We start from the raw sequence: 19,733 nt of genomic DNA on the forward strand, positions 1-19,733 counted from the left end.
TGGTTTCGTAGTAGTACATACCAATCAAACCGAATAAGAGAAGAATTACAGCAAATATTAAAAGAATGGGTTGGAATTTTTCTGGGTGCGTAAAGGCGTAGAGGCTGAGTGCTCCGAATATGTAGAGGTAGATGCTCCAGACCCAGGGTTCGGTGCGGGGGAGCCTTTTGACGAGGGCCCCGCTGCGTTTGTCCCGGGCGCGACGTATCTCGTCCCGAATAATATAGAGAGCTACGAGGATAGGGCCGATGATGAAGATGATAAAGGCGAGCATCTAACGGACAGCCTTTCTTATGCTTGATCATGTAATACTGCTTATTGGTAAGAACGTTAGGAGGGTTTACTTAAAAAGAGTGTAGCTTTTAAGTAAACCCTCCCCAGTCATAAGACTGTGTTAGCGTCCTGGGTTGACGTTCCTGAAGTCTTGAACCTGATCCTCAACTTGACGCCCTTTAAGATTGTCCTGGGCATTAGTATCTGCCTTTTTGCCTACGGAGGCTATGTCTTTGAGAGAACCTTGGGCGTTCTTCTGTGCTTCCTCCGACCAGGTTTTCCCCCAATCTTGATGGTAATTTTCATCCCCAGCATGGGTGATCTCGTTCTGTGCCACGGTTGCAACAGGTTTAACGGCGGTATTCACTGCACGGGTCCCAGCTTCGTCTACTACAGCTTTCTGAATGCCGCGAGAGACATGAATCTTGTCAAGACGCGTATGATATGTAGACTCATATCGTGCACCCCGATTTGCATACCCGGCTTTAAAGTAAGGCTTATCGGTGACCTTAGCCTTAAACCCAGCGGTTCCTGCACCTGTGGCGAGGCCACTTACAGTACCAGTGCCAAAGCTCAGAGCCGCTTCTACAGGGTTCCAATTTTTGGTATCTTTGGTGTAATTCAACGCGTTCGAGACGCCACCCGATAGACCACTATCCAAGATCTCTCCGGTGTATTTTTTAAATCCTTCCTTGCCAGCACCAAATTTGCTGAATCCAAGATTTTTGGATTTCATGATATTTACTTTGTCGAGGGCAAACCTGTTCCCCATCTTATCGGCTATTTTTTGCCCGTAGGGTCCGAGTTTCTTGGCAACACCTTGTATGGGTTTAAGGAACATCTTTCCCGAGCTAAAGACCTTACCGGCAGCACCACCGGCAAGACCTATAAGACCTCCCCAAAAAGCGCCACTACCGGCAGATCCCCAATCGAAGTTACCGTTTTCATCCAGCATACCTTCGGCGAACCCAGAAACAGCGCTACCTAGTGCAGCCACGCCTAGGGCTACTAGGGGACCGCCCGGGACGAACACGCTTGCAATCGCTACGGCGGTACCCACCCATGAAATCGCGGTCTTGAGAACCTGAAGGTCTTGCTTTTTAGAGTAGTCGCTGTATTCCTCTTGGCTCATAGGCCGTGTTCCCCAGGGGTCGATCATGCCTACAGGATCATGACCCAGGAAGGAGTACGAGTCCGCGAACCAGCCTGCACCCACGATGGGCGGTAGCGGGTCTTGGGAGAGGAATTTCTTCGACGAGGGGTCAAACACTCGTGCGCCCATCAGTGCGAGCCCGCCCACCGCGAGCGTGCCGGAACCGGTGAAGGACACACCTTCTGGCAGCCCTACACTGGTAAGCAGCGCGGACGCACCCGAAATGCCAGGAGCGCCGAGCGCACTGGGCAGACCCGGGATCTGTGACGCAGCAGCACCGGTAGCGCTTATGGTTCCTAAGCCGGGGGCGCTTAGAGCACCAAAACCGACCCCGGTGTTGGGTACCCCGGGGACGCTCCAGGGGTCAAACCCGCCCGGTACTGCCGCCTGGGAGAACCCGCCGTCAGCCCCTGCAGCCGGGATGCTTCCGGCCCCCAGCAGATGCGGGGCGGAAGAGGTCGGATCCCACAGCAGCGGCACCGTCACTTGATCGTTACCAGTGATCGCGGTGGCAACCCCGGTAGTATCGGCGTGCACCCGAAGACGTGAGCACAGCTCTGGAACCTCGGCACCGCGAGCGTCGGTAGTTGTATCGCTGACGGTAGTCAGAGCACCGGTGATACCCCAGGTATAGGTGCGTTCTTGGATAACACCATCCGAGGTTATGCTCTTCTGCCTGGTACGCTGCCCGGCGGCGTTATAGGTATAGGACACTTCGGTACTCACCCACGCGGCAGAAGCACCCTCAGGTGTGTGGGGCCGTTCAATCGTGGTGCAGTGCAGCAGCTGGTTGAGCCCGTTATAGATGAACTGACGCTCACCAAGCAGAACCCTGTCTGTGGCCTCATCCTCGGCGGTGTTGTGGTGGTAAAGGCGCTCGGCAACCATGAGCCCTCCCTCATACACCCAGGTGAGTTCATACCCGTCAGCGCGAGCACCGGTCAGCTGTCCGGCCTCGTCGTAGGAGTACATCACCAACCCGGTCGTCGTGGAATCAAGCCCGATAATCCGGCCGGTGTGGTCCCGGATCACCTGCACACCCTCAGCAGTGTTTTCATCGCCCTGCTCGCTGGTGTGTTCATAGGAGGACACCAATCCGTCCTGATCGAAATCCCAGGTCGAGATCGTCTCGCCGATCTGAGCACGTACCAGGTGCCCCATCATATCGTAGGAGAACTCCCCAATGACCGATTCGCGCTCACGCACGCCAGGGTCAGCGATCGAGGCGGTGTTGATTGAGCGGATCGGGCGTCCGGAACCATCAAGCACCCACTGGGAAGACCCGTAGGGGGTGAGCATCATCGTGCGGAACCCATCGGCATCATACGCATAGGTGAGCGTATACGAGCCTGTACTGGTGAAGGTATCCAGGGCCGCAGCCGTACCAGGCTCACTGGTATTTTCGGTCCCATCGATCTGGCGGGTGTACTCGATCAGGTTTCCGGTGGCATCAAAGACACGACGGTACGTCACCGGGGCATCCCCGGTGTGATCCTTCATCCACGTGATCGTCGATCCCGGCAGCGCGGGTGTACCCGTGCCGTACTCAGCAGCTAAGGAGCCGTCGATGAGCGTGCGGGTCAGATCCCCCGTGCGGGCATCGTACTCGAAGGAACGGGTACGCACCCCGTCATCTTCGGACAGCAGGCGCCCGGCGGCATCCCACGTATAGGTGGTGCGAATAGCCGGAGTCGTAACGGTGCTATCCGGGTGAGGCTTCTTTGCAACCTCAAGGATGCGCCCGGCGGCATCGTACTCGTACTCGGTGATAGCCCCGGTCGGATCCGTCACCGAGGTCAGTAGCCCGTCCGCGTCGTAGGCGAAGAATGTCCTATTTCCCAACCCGTCGGTAACCCGCACCAGCTGACCGAGCTCATTATAGGCGTAGCGGCGGGTACCAAAAGTGGAATCCTGCACCCGCACCAGCTGGTTGCACGCATCCCACGCATAGGTGGCAACGCGGCGGCCTGCTTGAACTTTAATCAGTCGTCCGGCGGCGTCATAGGTCATCTTTTCCACAAGCCCGTCGGGAGTGTGCCGCTCGATCACCTGCGAGGCAGCATCATACACTAGCGTCGTTACAGCCCACCGGGTTGGTTCCTCCCACGAGGGCGCCCCGGTGACGGGATCGGTCACCCGCACAGGCTCGTTAAGTCCCACACGCTCAGAGGACAGCCTTCCGCAAGTGTCGTAGGTGTAGTCGGTAAACCGGCCCGCAGCACTAATGATGCGGGTGACACGTCCGGCGGCATCACGCACATACTGCGTGAGTCCACCATTGGCGTCCAGGGCTTCAACGATATTCCCAGCAGCATCATACGTAAACATCTGCCGACCTGTTGGCTGTGAGGGGGCACCGGCAGTCTCAGCGGCGGCGATAGCCTCAGCAGAGGAGGATACCCCGTGCGGGATGCCCGTCCCGGCAGTACCGGCAATCCCCGCACCGGCAGCACCGGCACCCGTAGACGCCTTAGACGTATCGTGTGAGGAGGATGCAGACTTCGTGGAGGCACCGTCCTGCTGGCTGATTTCGGTCACGCGCCCGAGCACATCAACTTTGAAGAACGCCGACGAGAAAAGACCTTCACCAGTACCGGTAACGGACTCAACACCCTCATGCCGTTCGATTGACCGATGCGAAATAACTCCCGTCGCGTCGGTAACCTGAGTAATTTCCCCGGCGCGATCGTATTCAAACCGCGTGATAGCACCGGTAGGATCGGTCAGACCGACCAACTGGGACAGGCCATCCCACGAGTACTCCCACACCCGGTTCCCGGCGGTGATCATCTTCACCAGGTTCCCGAAAGTATCGTACTCATGCCGGGTTGTGCCCCCGACAGCATTCGTGACGGTCGCGATATCCCCACCGGCGGTATAGGTGAATGCGGTGGTATTTCCTGCCGGGTCGGTAACGGCCTCAGGCAGAGCACCGACCGAGGTATCACGGGATTGGGCGCCCTGCCGCTGTGCACGCACCATATATGGCGCACCGTCGCCGACCGGCTGCTGCGGGTAGGTGAGCGTCCACCGTGCCCCCAGCGGGTTCGTGAAACTTGTCAGAACACCAGCGGCATTGTATTCAAGCGTGGTGGTAGCCCCCAGCGGGTTCGAGACGCTTGTGACCTGCCCGGCGGCATCGCGCGTGAAACGGATTGCCTCACCGGCAGGGTTGAGCATCGCCACAATATCGTGGTGTTCATCGTACTCAAAAGCCGTAAACACGCCGGTCGGATCGGTAATCTTCAGGATATCGCCTTCAGGGGAATACTCCCACGTTGTGGCTTCCCCGGCACCATCGAGAACAGCTACCGGGTTCGGATTCACTACTAAGGTGCTTTCCTCGTAGTGGTACGAGTTCACCGGCATGGGATCGCTGAGGTTTTTCACATCCCGAGCATCACGCACACTTACCGAGAGCAGCCGATCCTGCTCATCCCAGGTGTACGTGTAATCGGCACCCTCGGGGGTACGCTCACGCTTAATATGGCCACGCGCATCGGAGGTGCGCACCAGGCGCGATCCGTCACGCTCGGTAATGCTGATCCGGTTGCTGAACCGGTCATAGCTCATCGACATGCGCGTACCGTCAGTCGCCGTGATGCTTACCAGGCGACCTTTCGAGTCGGAGACCCACAGGTTCTCATTCTCACCGGTACCGGCATCGGCAATAATCGTGGTTAGCGAGGGAGTATACGTATAGGAAATATCCCGCCCGTACTCGCTGATCTGACCGATCACACGACCGGAATCATCATAGGTGTTCGTGACCTCAAGATCGCCGCGCGCGTTAATCACCCGGTGAATCAAACCCCGCTCAGTATGCGTATACGTACGCGTTCCGGTACCGGTCGTTACTCCGGTGAGCAAACCAGATACCTGCACCGAGGCACTGGATTCAGCAGCTTCGGTATAGGAATAGGCAACGTTCTGCACCGGCTCTCCGGCACGCTCACCAATGGTGTTGTATGTGAATGCCGCCGCCGGGCGCACACCACCGGTTTCCTCGGCAGGCTCATAGTTCACATGAATACCGCGATGCGCCACCGGATGCACCAGATCCGTCACGGTACCATCCTCAGCCAGAATAAACACTGTCAGGCTGCTCAGGTGCCCCTGTCGGAGCGCCACCGGCGCACCAGAGGGGGCATAGAAATACGCTTCGTGTTGGTTGTTGTGAGCCATCCACACAAACGGAATCTCAGGAACCACAGCAGAACCACCCGTGACTTTAGCCTGTTCATAGGCCCGCATCTGCGCATCGCGCACCCGGGTAAACAGTTCATCTGTGGCGGGAACCTTCGTCAGCCACCACGGCTCCCGGGCGGCGCGGGCGAACCCTTCGCCTTCCCGATCAAAGAACACCGCGCGCCCGTCAGGCATAAACCACGAGGCCTGCTCGTCCCCAAAGCTCAGACGGGTATCCAAGGTCGAGAACCAGCCAAGCCCGAACACGCCCGACGGCACCTCATCCGCATGGGTGACCGCCAGACTGTTGTACATACGCGTCAGAGATAGCGTAGGCTCACTCACCGTCCCGGTGAAGACCAGATCAGTTTCCGGTTCGATAAAGTTACCCGTTGCCACGTTGACCGGGTCATTCGCAAACCCGGACGAAGGAACTGCTCCTGTGAGCTCAGAGGCAGTTGCATCAATATGCTGGATTTCAGGCGGTCCATTCCAACCACGATTTTGAAGTGTGAGATCTAAGAAAGCATCCGATGCTGTCACGACCGTGTCACCAGCGCTGCTATCAGCATCGCGAAAGGCTTGAGCTACCTGAGTAAGCCACGCCGTGAGATTTCCACTTTGAGTGTTCAGTGCTTGAAGCCCGGTTGTTGCTGGACGGATATCGAGTGTGCCATATTTACATCCTGCTTCGAAGCCTGACAAAGCAGAAACGATACTGTTGTAATCATTTTCATGAGTCGTAGTATCTGTGTTGCACATGGTGACATAGCTATCAACATCATTGGGTTTGGCAGATGAAGTCCCGTCTCCCCCAGAGGAGGCTACCGGTGCTGGTGCAGCTACAGAAGATGGTTCACTTGGTTTAGGAACATCGGGGTCTGAATGTTTAAGACCTCCGCCCCAGAGTTCATCCCATTTCTTTTGAATCCACCATTTCTTATCCCATTCGCGAGCTGCGGCACGGTTTTTGTTTTCGGCCTCTGCGCATGATTTAAGGTAATCAACAAGACCTGCTGCGTGATTGAGCATTGCCGCAATATTAATAGCGTTGACAGTGAGGTTATTGCGACCATTTTTGGCATCGTCAGCGTAGCGACCCTTAAAATCGTTCCATAGGTCATTGTTCTGCGTGTTACGGCTCCCCGCGGTGCTGCTAGCAGAAGCTCCATAGGAGGACGTTAGATTATTAGCCGCACTTCGTAGAGCTTGGCTAAGCGCATCAGAGGCAGCGTTGTCGTAGGGAACATCCTCCATCGCATGTACATCGGATGTTTCAGCAGCGCACTGTTGGCAACCACTATTGTCAACAAGCCCCGGTGCTTCACCCGGGTCAACTTGTCCTCCCTGAGCTCCGGTCGTCTCTACAGGAGAACCCGAATCGCCGTTTTCAGCATATGATGTAGTTGCGCCATCTTCCTCAGCGGACGAACCTGAGGTGTCAGCTCCGTCAATTTCTCCCTCGGAAGTAACTGGTGATGCGCTTCCAGAGCTTTGAGTAGGAGAGTTTCCTTCTTCTGCATCACTAGAATCAGCAGAACCACCACCGTTATACACGGCTCCGCTTGAAGCTGGAGGAGCCGCAGAATCAGTGTTTGTATGATGATTCCCTACGATGGGGGCTGCTTGTGAAGTCGTACCTTCCCCTGAAGATGAGTTTTCGGACTCACCACCCGCGAGAGTCCCACTTTGAACAGAACTTCCAGTGCCAGAAGAATCTGTATCGCTTGAACCATAATAATCTTGGACAGGCGCACCATTACCAGCACTACTCTGTGGAATATCATGGCTGTGATCGGCAACAATAGGTGAAGATTGTGACGATGTAATACCACTCCCATCACTGGAGAGCGGGCTACTTACCATCGAGGATGCGCTGGAACTCGCTTGTGGAGTGGGAAATTCATGATGGTCTTGGTTTTGCCATGCCTCATGCTGAGATAGATCAACCTTGTCGTGGTCGGGGTGGAAAGACCCGTACTGTGAGGTAGCTCCATCAACATTCTCAGATGCAGGAATTCCCTGTGCATCAGAAGAAGTAGCAGAATCTGGGTTTGGGAATGCGTGATTATTTGCTGTGTCCGAAGGCGAAGGATGTCCACGATGGTTATCACCAACGATAGATGAAGACTGCGATGCCTCTTGAGATGGGTGGTGAGGGTTGTTAGAAGAAAAGCGACCTTGGACGGAATGAGATTCAGGGGTAGGTGTGGGCATGGCAAAACCTTGTAGTAGAAAAAGCTTTAAATATCGGTGAGCACCATGAGATGTGTAGGCACATAACATGAAATCAATAAGATTTATATACGTGCCTATATAGATTCTCTAATAAGTTCTCTAGGGATAGAAAACTTCCCCCAAAGAATTGCTGTTACATAGCGGTAATCTTTGAGGGAAGTCTGAACTGGTAAAGCAGCGAAACCTTACGCTGCCCCACCACCGGCCTGGGAGATATCGCTATGGATAGTCTGGGAGTGTGCCTTAACTTCATTGATAGCGGCGGTAGCATCAGTAAGACGCTTGTGCACGGAAGGCCAAATTTCGTTGCGGAACTGCTCGGCATGGGGGCCGTCCCAGACGTTAGGATCTGCAAGAATCTGTGCCTGCTGGTTTAGGCTATTGATCTGGTCAGTCAGACCGCCATCGGTGATAGAGCCAATCTGGGTGTTGGCGTCTTTCGCTTCCTGGGTGACCTTAATAGTGCTGCTCATAGCAGTTCCTTTCAGTGATTGGTGCTCTATCGTCGGTAACAGAGCTACATGTGTAGTCTAGATTTAGATTCTGTGAACGGTCAAGATTGACGCGGACCGTTATCAAATCTTTACTTTTCTAGGAAACTTTTCTTCCCTTGTGCAGAAAGGGTTTAAGGCTGGAGTGGCTAGAATATACCTGATAAAAATCGGTGTTCATGAGAAATGGCAGCTAAAGAATTTAGATTTCCTAAAACCTGGGTTTGTGTCGTGATGTTACGAAAATATACGGATATATCGTAATTCGTGTGTGTAAAATAGCGAGCGAGAATATAAATTTATAAACAATACAACCAAAATAAAATACTTATACAGTTGGGCACTATAAGGCGTACTTGAGGAATGTGCAGTTGAACTCTCCGGGGCTGATCTTGGTAAATCGGATGGAAAAGCTGAGTATCCCTAGATGCGCGGGGATAACCTCGGCTGTTGGTAGTAGCTTGCATCTGTAGGTCACCTAAGGCTTTTGCACGGCCACACCCTCCTTTTCGGGACGGGCTATCGTGTCGGCTATGAAAAGCATCATGTAATGAAGGGGTATTGAGTATGGGTCCTGCGTTTTATGGTCTGCTCAGCGGATTTCTGGTGAACATCATGCCCGGGGCCAAACGTAAACAAGGACTAGAAACCCTGAATGTGGAACAGCATCGCCCGCCGATTGCCTATATCATCAGCTACGGGATACTCTTCATCGCGTTCATTGGACTCCCTATCTACTTTTGGATCAGATATGGGCTTACTGTAGAGGCTTACATCATTTCTGTGGTGATGGTCAGTCCTGCTGGTTTTATTTTTGTGGCTCATTGTCATAACTATTACCACTGTTTCACGGAAACTGGGATACGCTGGCGTAACTGGCGACGGAAAGTCCGGTACTTTGACTACCACAGCATCTACAAAGTCTCCTATGAACAGACGAGTAAGAACGGGTGGGTGAAGATCAGAAGTACCCAACTGCCCAAGCACATCAAGTTGGGGTTTGATACGAATCAGTTTGATGCCACGATTCTTTATGCTCAGTTGCAGTATCGTGTGGAGACTGGGGTTTGGGTGCAGGTGTGGGAGGATGAACGATTCCAGCAAATCCTCTCTGGTAGGCCGGGGGTACGGTTTTTACAGGATCATGCTTGGGTTAAACCCCTCGAATTCCCCCGTGAGAATGGGTAGGGTTCTTTGGGGTCTAGAGGAAGGTGGGCCTTGATGCCTCCTGCATTAATGGGGTCATTAGTTGGAGTGCTGAAAGAGTGGTTCCAAAGATGCCTAAGGGTGTTAGGAGAGGCATATGAAATACTCTGATGATACGGGCAATGAAAACATCAACGATCCTTCTGTCATGGATCGTTCTAGCGCACGTCAGTACCTTGTGTTTGGGTTGCTGTTAGGAATACCGTCGTGTGTGGCAGCCCTTTTAGGGCTTGTACTTTTGATAGCGGATACCAAGAATAACTTGGTCAGTAGTCTTTCCATGATAGGAGTTGGTGCTTTTAACACTGCGCTTGCTGTTTTACTGTTTTTGAGCGGTTATAAGGCTCTCAAGCCTCAGGAGGAGAAATAGTCCTGGTTTCTGATTCTCTGCAGATCGCGACGATTAAGGTGCAGAATTATGATTATAGTCAGTTGTTTACTCCCACAATACTGCGGTAGAAGCTCTAGGAGTTGTCATGGCACAGCAAGGTACCCAACGTACTAAAAGGCGGAAAGGGATGGTTAGCACTGTTTTATTAATTATTGCAGCCTTTTTACTTTTGTTTCTTCCGGGATATTTGGCACGTATTTTTGGTGATGATAGTGAGGGGAAGTACAAGTACTGCACGGTCGAGAAAGCCTGGGCAGAGTACCGTGCTGGCGGTGATCTCTCAGGCAATACCGACTATACCCGGGTAGGGTGGGTTGAGACTCGGGAGTGTGGAAAATTGGCGCTTTCAGAGTCCCCGAATAAGGATCAATCAATGGATGATTATATGGCCTCCATTGAACCGGGAGGGTATTACAAGGTGTACTTGAAGAATGTGCAGCTTGGTTCTCCGGGGCTGACATCGGTGACTCGGTTAGAAAAAGCGGAGCGCCCCTCGTAAAGGGGTAGGTTTGCCGGGTTCTAGGAGAAAGGTAGGTTGTGGTGCCTCCTGCGTTGATTGGGTTGTTGGCTGGTCTTTTCGTTCGGAATGTTCCCTCGCTGAAACGTACGATGGGTCAGCCCGTGCTCGGGGTCAAACAGCACCGACCTCGGATAGCCTATATCGCTGGCTATGCTCTGTTGGTAGTAACGCTAGTCCTTACCCCTATATTTTGTGGGGTCATGTTTGGTGATTTAGGCGCTTGCTTTATTATCATGTTTGTTCTTGGCGGACCCCTGGTAATTCCGTTTGTGAATCATTGTCATGCGTTTTATATCCAGCAAACCGAAATCGGAGTCTACTGGAGGAACTGGCGGTGGAAAACCCGGTATATGCCATATGAGAGTATAAGCGATATCCTGTTGCAGAATAATGGGAAGAACGGGTACCTGAGGGTACGCAGCCGCAATATCAAGCGAGTGCGGCTGAGTTTTGATCCGTGGCAGTTTGATGCCTCTATCTTATTTGCGATGGTTTTGTCTCGGGTGGAGCATAAGGAGTGGCCGCGGGATCTGACTCCTGAGCGGGTTGAGGAGTTGGTGTCTGGGTTTGGGTCGTATGAGAAGATGTTTGGGCGTATTGAGCGGTTGTGTTATGAGAGGAAACTCAAACTAGACTAACTGAGTTAGCGCCTATGACCCCGTTTTGTTTGGGGCGAGGTGGCAGATATTAATTGTGCGGGCACTCCGGTCTTGTCTCGGAGCGCCCGCATATGTCATGTACGATGAGATCCGGTGTGGGTTTTCGTAGGAAGGTAAAATCAGCCCTGATAGGTTCCGTCAGAAATATATCTCTGTGATAGCTCCCGTTTAGTAGATAATTTTTAAGTAGGGTTTTACATGATATGGGTTATATCAGGATAGAAAGATAGGTAAAATATCATGCTTGATAAGATTCTTATCGGTGCAGCAGCTGGGGCAGCTACCCAGGCGATGCCTGGTGTGAATAATCAAACAGGAACCCTGTCTCTAAATAGAATACAGGGCAGGCCCACCCTTCTTGGTGTATTCGGGTGGGCGGGTATAGCTTTATCCCTTGTCATCCTGCCGTTGTATTTTGATATCACCACAAAGTTTGATATTGCAAATCATGTTATTAGCCTTTTTGTGGGCATAATACCTGCTATTGCTCTTATTAATTATTATATTTTCTTTATATGCTACCAGAAAGATCGTATAATTTGGAGAAATTGGAGGGGCAAGAAGCGTTTTATTCGGTATGACAGTATCAAATATTTTAGTTTTGCAGATACTAATAAAGGAGGATGGGTACGCTTCAAAAGCTACGAGCATCGTGTGCTGTTTCGGTATCTAGTTTTTAAGTTTTCCCATGCTCAGTTTGATAGTGATGTTCTGTACGGACATATTATGTACAGGTCAAAGTGTGGACGATGGCCTATGTCATGGGAAGAACTCGAAGAAAGCGGATTTCTTGCGCCTGGGGTTGCTTGTGATTATGTGCGGTCACAGTTATATTTCAAATTCTAAAAAAATCTATGTGCAAAAAGGCAGTGGGAAAGGAGATAGATTATACCCGCGGCATATATAAATACATATGGTAATATTTATAATAGAATAAAAAAATTAAGAAGGTGATTACACAATGATAAAACTATTAAAGTCAAATCTTTCATGGTTCCGACAGAAATATATTATTGTGCTTGTGCCGTTGGGATTTTTATTATTTTTTGGTATATATTTTGGGGTTTCGGCTCACAATAAGAATAATCCAATCATTAAGGAATGCACTGTTACCAAAACCGAGGTCAAAAGACATGATTCGGTATCAGCCAACTCTCCAGAAACCACGTATAGCCTGTATATAGACTCATCGAACTGCCCTCAGATGGTATGGTCCGATATTGGTGAGAAAGACGCAAACTATTATCATAATCTACTAAAGGAAGGGAAGAGCTATAAATTTGGGCTTCCCAGGATTGTCCTTTTTCCTGGTACTGAAAATAGTATTGTGAGGATCTATGTCAACAGGTCTTAGAGATTTATGAGATGTAAGAATATTAAAGAAACACTGCTAACATGCATCATTGTTGTCGTTGCTGTAAGCTTTTATGCGTTTTTATATTTTCTTTCACGTAATGATAGTGCAGGGACTTACAAGTACTGCACCCTCGAGCATGTTGATGTGCACGATCGGGGTGGTCTGGTCTCGGGGAATACGGATTATAAGCGTGTAGCAGATTTTAAGACAAAAGAGTGCGGGAATTTACATATGTCGGATTCTCCTGATCCAAAGAAGTCTATGGACGAGTATGCGGGATCTTTGGAGGTCGGCGGGTACTATAAGGTGACACTGCTGGATTTTCAGGTTTTTAACTCTGGGTCTACGTCTGTGACGAAGTTTGAGAAGGCAGAACGTCCTTCATAAAAAGGGAGCAGGGATTTGAGGGAAGGTAGGTTGTGGTGCCTCCTGCGTTGATTGGGTTGTTAGCGGGTCTTTTCATCCGGAATGTACCCTCGCTGAAACGTACGATGAGCCAACCCGTGCTCGGGGTCAGACAGTACCGCCCTAAGCTTGCTTTTATAGCTGGTTATGTACTTCTAGTGGGAGGATTAGTTGCAGCACCTATATATGTAACCATCAAGTATGGTGACCCCATGGCTTCTTTTATTCTTGCGTTTGTTATTTGTGGTCCTTTGATGATTCCGTTTGTGAATCATTGTCATGCGTTTTATATCCAGCAAACCGTCTCGGGAGTCTACTGGCGTAATTGGCGGTGGAAGATTCGGTATATGCCGTATGAGAGTATCAGCGAAATCCTGCTGCAAAGTAATGGGAAGAACGGGTACCTGAGGGTACGCAGCCGCAATATCAAGCGAGTGCGGCTGAGTTTTGATCCGTGGCAGTTTGATGCCTCTATCTTATTTGCGATGGTTTTGTCTCGGGTGGAGCACAAGGAGTGGCCACAAAACCTGAACGCCCAGCGGGTTGAGGAGTTGGTGGTTGGTTTTGGGTCGTATGAGAAGATGTTTGGGTGTATTGAGCGGTTGGCGTATGAGAGAAAACTCAAACTAGATTAACTGAGTTAGCGCCTATGACCCCGTTTTGCTTGGGAAGAGCTCAAAGAAAGCGGGGTCCTTGCCCCTGGGGTTGGTCGTGATTATGTGCGGTCACAGTTGTATTTCAAATTCTAATCAGGGAGTTTTTGTGAGCCTCATTGATCTTACAGATATACTATCGGCAATACCAGACCTTATTGGCGATATCATATCCAGCCCAAGCAGTAAAAAGCGTAAACGCTCTGCCATTGCAAAGAATATCGAAAATATTCCTGGTGATAATATTAAAAAATTTGCAAAATCCATCATACCCAAGAAACGACGATCTTCCTTAATTTTATTCATAGCGGGAGCAGGTTTATCCTTGCTTTCTCTCACAATATTTATATTTACAATCTACTTATATTTTGAAGATAAAACCCTGGACTCTACAGATATAGCAGGATTAATCATGTATCCCATCCTTATAGCATGCGGTATTGTAGGAATGCGAGTTGGAGGCTGGCCCTATACGCATTTCAGGCTGCAAGGGTTCACCTACAGAGATAAACCGTTTAAGAGCACCCACTTACAATACGATGAAATACTGGGATACACTTACGTTCAAGAACCCAAAGAGAAAATAACCTTATATCACAAAAATAATAGTGTGACACTATCTATCGGCAGTCAAGATTTTTCATATCTGATGAGCCAGATAATCTTCCGTCAGACTCATGGAAGGTGGGCCGTGATGAACGCGCGGGAAGACCTGCGAGAGGTTATATACGCTATGGACGACAGTATTTATGCACCGTGGCTCATCAACCATCCCAAAGCTATGTTTTCCTGAGCATCCAGGAATACTGTCCAGAGGTGAGTGCCCACAGATTCATTGAGTATCTATGGAAACCTACGTTTACCCAAGTGAGAGTACTGTTCTTCTGAAAACCTGCTAGTTACACGCAGAAACTATACTGATACGTGTAACTATTGCGCACCTTCCACCCCTAAAAGGTATCTCTGATGGACCTTGAGACCAGAATCTATGAATACAGCCTCATGATCGGAGGGGCACTACTCACGGTATTATTTCTCCTTTGCACCATATTCTGCACCTTTATGGGTCCAGGGATAGGCTGGGGTGCGTTGATGTTTGTGAGTATGCTAATCAGCATCGGGGTGTTCTATATTGGTTGGGATACCGGCCGATCTCCCCGTTCGGATAACCAAGAACCTGAAGACCAAGAAATCACTGACGTAGAGCATCGTCAGGAATCATAACCAGCGTGAGGGGTGTGTTCGTGTATTCTGCACGAGCACACCCCTTCTTGCTTTATTTATGCCCTGATGAGGCCACCAAAGCTCTTTGAAAGTACATGATGAGCATATAAGGAAAAGGTACAGTTGAAAAGATGTATCAGCAGATATGGCGGGTTAGAAAGAGGGCTATGAGATGGAAAACGGTATTTTAGGCGGTCTGCTTGGCGGCCTACTCGTCGGAGCTATGCCCGGCATCCAACGTAAAGGTTCACATGTCTCCGTCGGGGTGAGGCAACACCGCCCACGCTTTGTCCTCTACCTCGGATGGGGAATTTTTCTCTTCTTCCTAATTCCATTCCCCATATTTCTAGATATTATGTACGGTTTCGATATCGGGATGCATATTTTTGTATTTATAGTAGGTTGCCCTCTGGGCTTGGTTGCAATCATTAACTATTACATGCTCTATATCCGGTTTGATGAGCACTCGGTCACTTGGCGTAACTCCCTCGGACGCACCTATACCGCACCGTATACCTCGATTGACAGGCTCACGTATCTAGATAACAACCGCAACGGGTGGATTCGTATTATTTTTCGGGATCAGGGCAAGCGTAAGCGGCTGAGTTTTGATCCGGGGCAGTTCGACGGCACGGTGATTTTTGGTCATATTTTGTATAAGGTGCGTACGGGGGAGTGGGCCTCTTCGGTGCAGCAGTTGTCGGAGTCTGGGTTTTTAGAGGGGCGGGAGTCGTTTGAGGCGTTACGAGAGATCCGATTCGTGCGCAACTTACAAGCCTCAGCACCTCATACCGCGTAATCCCCAGGCGCATCAGCAAAACCTGCAATCTCCCCGCACCCGCACCCGTGGAACATAGCTCGCCCTAAATGGGTTCTTCCGGTGTATACACTCTATAATAAATAGGCAATAATCACCGACTGAAAGATAACAACATGCTGACTACTTCTGTATCCCGCCGCGGTGCTCTAGGCATCTTGGGTCTTGGCTCTGCCGCGTTCTTGGCGGCGTGCTCCTCCTCTAACTCGAACGGCAACGGCGGAGATTCCGGCACATCGGCTTCCTCGACGAGCACCCGCAGCGACTACAGCGGCGAGGCTAAAATCGACAAGTTCGATACCTCAGCTGGCACCTACGAGCCCGCAACTCGCGAGACTCCCGCTAAGAATGTTCCCAAGCCTATCAAGCCTGAGAATATGAACGAAAACTCCGTCGCGGGTCTGTACTCTTCGATCGCATTCATCGGCGCGGCTTTGCAGTACGCACTGCAGACCGGTGATGCATCTTTGATCAAGGAAAGCGGCTTGAGCGATGAAGATAAAGAAGAATTCATTACGGCTGACTTTTTGAAGCAAATTGAAGAAGGAAAGAACTGGGTGGAAGACCCCAAGGTCGTGATAACCCTTGTGGATGCGCAGCCCAAGCAAGAAAACGGCACCTACACCTGGGCATCAACAATCAAAATGACTCCCGGAAGTTTCGTTGTCGTTGATGGGAAAGCGCAGGATGCTCCTGCAGAGTCTCCGGCTCGGAAAGTTACTTTCAAGGGAACCTACTCCAATAACAAGTGGAGTATCACGGGTAGTAATGACACCAGCGGTTCCGGCAGCTCCGCATCCCACGATACCCAGGACAGCTAATCACTAGCTCCGCATATAGAGCGGTGTCCCCTGGAATTTCTATATGTTCCAGGGAACACCGCTTTTTGCATTAGGCTTTCAGAACCATATCGCAGGAACCAGCGGCAACCCGCGCTACCGCAAAGATTCAGTACCTAACGCACCCGTGTGAGAAGCTTTCTTGCCTTACCACAGGCTTGCGAAATCGAGCACCATACGCCCGTTGATCTTGCCTGCGTTCATCTCCTCGAAGATCTGCGGGGCCTCATCAACCTTGCGCAGCTGCACTACGGGAACTACTAGCCCGTCTGCGCCGAACTGGAAGGCTTCGGCAAGATCCTGACGGGTGCCGACCAACGAGCCGAGCACGCGAATACCGTCAAGAACGATCTTTGTAATAGACAGTTCCATCTTCTCGGGCGGAAGACCCACAGCCACCACGCTACCCCCGGCACGCACGCTCTCAACCGCCTGGTTAAAAGCAACCCTCGATACTGCGGTCACCACGGCGGCTTGCGCCCCGCCGTCAGTTACCTCACGAACCTTCGCCGGTACATCCTCAACTTCACGACCGTTAATCGTGACATCGGCACCGGTTTCGGCGGCAAGCTGAAGCTTGTCATCGTTAATATCGACGGCAATAACCTTGGCACCGAAAACCTTCTTGGCGTACTGCACCGCCAGGTTGCCCAGCCCGCCAGCGCCGTAGGCGACCAGCCACTGACCGGGGCGTACCTGCGATTCCTTAATCGCCTTATAGGTGGTCACGCCCGCACAGGTAATCGAACTTGCCTGCGCCGCATCCAAACCTTCGGGGACCTTCACGGCATAGTCTGCCGTGACAAGGGCATACTCACTCATGGCACCGTCCACGGTGTAGCCCGCATTCTTGACGGTACGGCATAGGGTCTCCCTGCCGGAGGTGCAGTATTCGCAGTGCCCGCATCCCTGGAAGAACCATGCAATAGAAACACGGTCACCGGGCTTAAGAGATTCAACGCCTTCACCAACTTCGGTGACAATACCAATACCCTCATGCCCCAGGATACGCCCCGGAACCTCACCGAAATCGCCAGCCGCAACGTGCAGGTCGGTGTGGCAGACGCCGGAGTACTCTAGCTTCACGAGCGCCTGACCGTGCCCCACCTCGGGCACGGGAACATCGGTGACATTTATCGAGCCATCAACAACGTCAGGGACAACTACAGCCTTCATGGGAACCTCCCGTGTACTAGCTCACTATCAATGTTCGTTTAATCGTAAAGCTCGTATAGAGACTTTTCTACAGTCCGGTGATATATTCAACCGCTAATACGGAATGGTACTCATGAGCGATTTTATGCCGTGCCGCAGCGTCTCTCTAGGGAGTCCACATAGAGAGCAAATAGATAACGAAATGATGAAGACGTGTCCAGGAGTCCAAGGTTCAACAAAGCTCTAAGATACAATCGACATAATGTCTCTGGTATGGAGCAACAAACTGGGAAGTTGAGGCTTATCTTCCGCCCCTGACTGCGCAGTTTTGGGCAAAAAGATGTGCTGAGACCCGGAACCTCGCTCGTAACCGCATCCCTTGAGAGCACCGATGAAAGGGCAAACATGCCAACCCGTTTACCCCACCATATCTCCCGCCGCGCTGCCTTGGGTGTGCTGGGCGCAGGATCTGCCGCCGTCGTTGTCGGATGCGCTCCCGCCGTCAAACCTGCGGACCTCGGGCAGGGGAGCTCGTCCTCCGCGAGCTCATCGTCGTCAAGCGCTTCATCCTCCAGCTCATCATCGAGTGCATCTACTCTGCCCGGCAACTCGAAAAACACGGGCGAGGTAAAACTCGAAAAGTACGACACTTCCGCTGGCGAGCACCAGCCCGCAACCCGTACCGAGAAGCCGAAGAACGTTCCCAAACCCCTGCTCTCTGATAAAGCCAAAGAGAAAACCATAGACGGACTTTATGAAAACATCGCCTATATCGCGGCTTCTATGCAGTACCTCTTCCAGACTGGCGATATGGAGCCTTTCGAGAAATGCGCTCTGGTGTCATCCGAAAAGTCGAGTCTGTCCAGTAACACCAGTGCTTCAGAGATGCTCAAAATGATCAAAGAGGGGAATGCCTGGCTGGACAACCCGACCGTTGTGTTCTCGCTGAACACCTCAACCCCGAGCAGCAGCGGCAGCTCTTACTCGTGGGGCGGTACGATGAAGATGAATATGGGTTCCTTCGTCGTCGTGAACTCCATGAGTAAAGATGTGGAGTCCAGCAAACAACACGTTGATACGGATATTACCTTCGAGGCCCTCTATTCGGGCAGTTCGTGGACTATTCGCAGCAGCGGGGGTGCTGCTGGAAGCGGCGGATTCTCCATCTAAAACATTGTTGTTTTTGGAGAGGTCGGGGTTCTGAACCTCACTAGATTTATGCCTTGTTCGCTCTGAATAAGGCACATATGAAAGGAAAAAAAGAATACTATGTCATCGTTGATCGTGACTCGCCGTAACGCAGCGTTGGGCGTGCTGGGTGCTGGCACAGCGGCCGCGCTCGCAGCATGTTCTTCGTCGAACTCAAACTCAAACTCCAGCGGCGGCTCGTCAAGCTCCAGTAAGTCGGAACCCGCTAAGGATTACAAGGGCGAGGTCAAGTTCGACAGCTTCGATACGTCGGCAGGGGAGTACGTGCCCGCGACCCGCACCGAGCCCGCGAAGAACGTTCCTGTTCCGAAGCTGCCGGAGAACGCTAACGAAAAGTCCGTCGAGGCTTTCTACACGCATATTGGTTACTACGCTGCATGCATGCAGTATCTTATTGCTACGGGTGATGATACTCCCTTCCGTAACGGATCTTTTGGAGAGGCTGAAATTCAGGCATTTTCGAAGAATTCTGACATGCAAAAACTTCTACCCATTATTAAAAGTGGGGAGAGGTGGTTCGGTAATCCTAAAGTAATTTGCACTTTGGGAACTTCTCAGCCTGAAATCACTGGTGACCGTTATAAATGGTCTGTTCAGATGAAGATGGATCTAGGCGAATTTGTAGCATCTCCTGAAGGCTCCGTTGACCTGCCCGCTAACGAGCGAGTCACCACAGAGAACGCTAACATTAGAGGTACCTACGCCGATAATAAGTGGAATATCGTTAGCACCAACTAGTCGAATACGACACTATTGACTTGATGGTTTAAAGCCCCGCAAGATCGTAGAAATCTTGCGGGGCTTTTTGTATTCGCAAGAAAATAGGGAACACTGATGTGCAGCGCTGAAATACCCCGGCGCGGCGCATCGCGCGAAAAAACTACCGTATTCTAAGACCCTAGAACGGCAGATATGCGAGCTCCCGCAGCCCCGATACACTAGAGTAGAGAGAAAC

Annotated in this window: 16 protein-coding genes and 1 pseudogene; 13 read left to right on the forward strand and 4 right to left on the reverse strand. The window is 51.3% G+C overall.

Translation table 11 applies throughout. From position 1 onward, the window contains the following. From HMPREF3164_RS11255 to HMPREF3164_RS06760, 3 genes and pseudogenes are all read right to left on the reverse strand, one after another. Positions 1-274: pseudogene (locus HMPREF3164_RS11255) on the reverse strand (hypothetical protein); the annotation flags it as partial. 120 nt (positions 275-394) lie between these two features. After that, positions 395-7,831 carry a DUF6531 domain-containing protein gene (locus tag HMPREF3164_RS06755; RefSeq protein ID WP_246822629.1) on the reverse strand — a complete coding sequence of 2,479 codons (7,437 nt, stop codon included), beginning with the start codon at positions 7,829-7,831 and terminating at the stop codon, positions 395-397. 206 nt (positions 7,832-8,037) lie between these two features. Next, positions 8,038-8,325, reverse strand: a complete 288-nt coding sequence (locus HMPREF3164_RS06760; protein WP_048754673.1) for a hypothetical protein — start codon at positions 8,323-8,325, stop codon at positions 8,038-8,040. A 585-nt stretch (positions 8,326-8,910) separates the two neighbouring features. On the opposite strand from HMPREF3164_RS06760, the gene HMPREF3164_RS06765 reads away from it, so the two are divergent. The 11 genes from HMPREF3164_RS06765 to HMPREF3164_RS06820 all read left to right on the forward strand — a co-directional run bounded on the left by HMPREF3164_RS06765 (position 8,911) and on the right by HMPREF3164_RS06820 (position 16,396). Continuing rightward, a complete protein-coding gene (locus HMPREF3164_RS06765; protein WP_048754672.1) occupies positions 8,911-9,531 on the forward strand; it encodes a hypothetical protein in 621 nt (206 codons plus the stop codon). A gap of 115 nt (positions 9,532-9,646) precedes the next feature. Next, positions 9,647-9,919, forward strand: coding sequence for a hypothetical protein (locus tag HMPREF3164_RS06770; RefSeq protein WP_048754671.1), 273 nt, complete (start codon positions 9,647-9,649; stop codon positions 9,917-9,919). A gap of 106 nt (positions 9,920-10,025) precedes the next feature. After that, positions 10,026-10,439 carry a hypothetical protein gene (locus HMPREF3164_RS06775; RefSeq protein ID WP_048754670.1) on the forward strand — a complete coding sequence of 138 codons (414 nt, stop codon included), beginning with the start codon at positions 10,026-10,028 and terminating at the stop codon, positions 10,437-10,439. 38 nt (positions 10,440-10,477) lie between these two features. Continuing rightward, on the forward strand, positions 10,478-11,098 hold the full coding sequence (locus HMPREF3164_RS06780; protein ID WP_070449841.1) for a hypothetical protein: 621 nt from the start codon (positions 10,478-10,480) through the stop codon (positions 11,096-11,098). Positions 11,099-11,359: 261 nt separating this feature from the next. Then, positions 11,360-11,965, forward strand: a complete 606-nt coding sequence (locus HMPREF3164_RS06785) for a hypothetical protein (RefSeq protein ID WP_048754668.1) — start codon at positions 11,360-11,362, stop codon at positions 11,963-11,965. 742 nt (positions 11,966-12,707) lie between these two features. Continuing rightward, positions 12,708-12,863 (forward strand): hypothetical protein, encoded by a 156-nt coding sequence (locus HMPREF3164_RS11365; RefSeq protein ID WP_239664722.1) that lies wholly within the window; start codon positions 12,708-12,710, stop codon positions 12,861-12,863. A gap of 230 nt (positions 12,864-13,093) precedes the next feature. Beyond that, positions 13,094-13,516, forward strand: a complete 423-nt coding sequence (locus HMPREF3164_RS06800; RefSeq protein ID WP_246822630.1) for a hypothetical protein — start codon at positions 13,094-13,096, stop codon at positions 13,514-13,516. A 127-nt stretch (positions 13,517-13,643) separates the two neighbouring features. Beyond that, entirely contained in the window at positions 13,644-14,327 is a 684-nt protein-coding gene (locus tag HMPREF3164_RS06805; RefSeq protein WP_070449851.1) for a hypothetical protein, read from the forward strand. A gap of 305 nt (positions 14,328-14,632) precedes the next feature. Further along, on the forward strand, positions 14,633-14,758 hold the full coding sequence (locus HMPREF3164_RS11510; RefSeq protein ID WP_256387503.1) for a hypothetical protein: 126 nt from the start codon (positions 14,633-14,635) through the stop codon (positions 14,756-14,758). Positions 14,759-14,930: 172 nt separating this feature from the next. Beyond that, a complete protein-coding gene (locus HMPREF3164_RS06815) occupies positions 14,931-15,557 on the forward strand; it encodes a hypothetical protein (protein WP_048779534.1) in 627 nt (208 codons plus the stop codon). 134 nt (positions 15,558-15,691) lie between these two features. Further along, positions 15,692-16,396 carry a DUF6318 family protein gene (locus HMPREF3164_RS06820; protein WP_070449857.1) on the forward strand — a complete coding sequence of 235 codons (705 nt, stop codon included), beginning with the start codon at positions 15,692-15,694 and terminating at the stop codon, positions 16,394-16,396. Between the two features lie 165 nt (positions 16,397-16,561). On the opposite strand, the gene adhP is transcribed toward HMPREF3164_RS06820, so the two are convergent. Then, positions 16,562-17,590 (reverse strand): alcohol dehydrogenase AdhP, encoded by a 1,029-nt coding sequence (gene adhP, locus HMPREF3164_RS06825; protein ID WP_070449860.1) that lies wholly within the window; start codon positions 17,588-17,590, stop codon positions 16,562-16,564. A gap of 384 nt (positions 17,591-17,974) precedes the next feature. Here adhP and HMPREF3164_RS06830 point away from each other — a divergent pair, with 384 nt between their 5' ends. Together HMPREF3164_RS06830 and HMPREF3164_RS06835 are read left to right on the forward strand one after the other, a co-directional pair. Further along, entirely contained in the window at positions 17,975-18,739 is a 765-nt protein-coding gene (locus HMPREF3164_RS06830) for a DUF6318 family protein (protein WP_246822631.1), read from the forward strand. Between the two features lie 99 nt (positions 18,740-18,838). Beyond that, positions 18,839-19,516: a DUF6318 family protein gene (locus HMPREF3164_RS06835; RefSeq protein WP_070449866.1), complete on the forward strand. Its 678-nt coding sequence runs from the start codon at positions 18,839-18,841 to the stop codon at positions 19,514-19,516. Positions 19,517-19,733: the final 217 nt, after the last annotated feature.

It is taken from the genome of Rothia sp. HMSC08A08 (assembly GCF_001808385.1).
GTDB classification, from domain to species: Bacteria; Actinomycetota; Actinomycetes; order Actinomycetales; family Micrococcaceae; genus Rothia; species Rothia dentocariosa.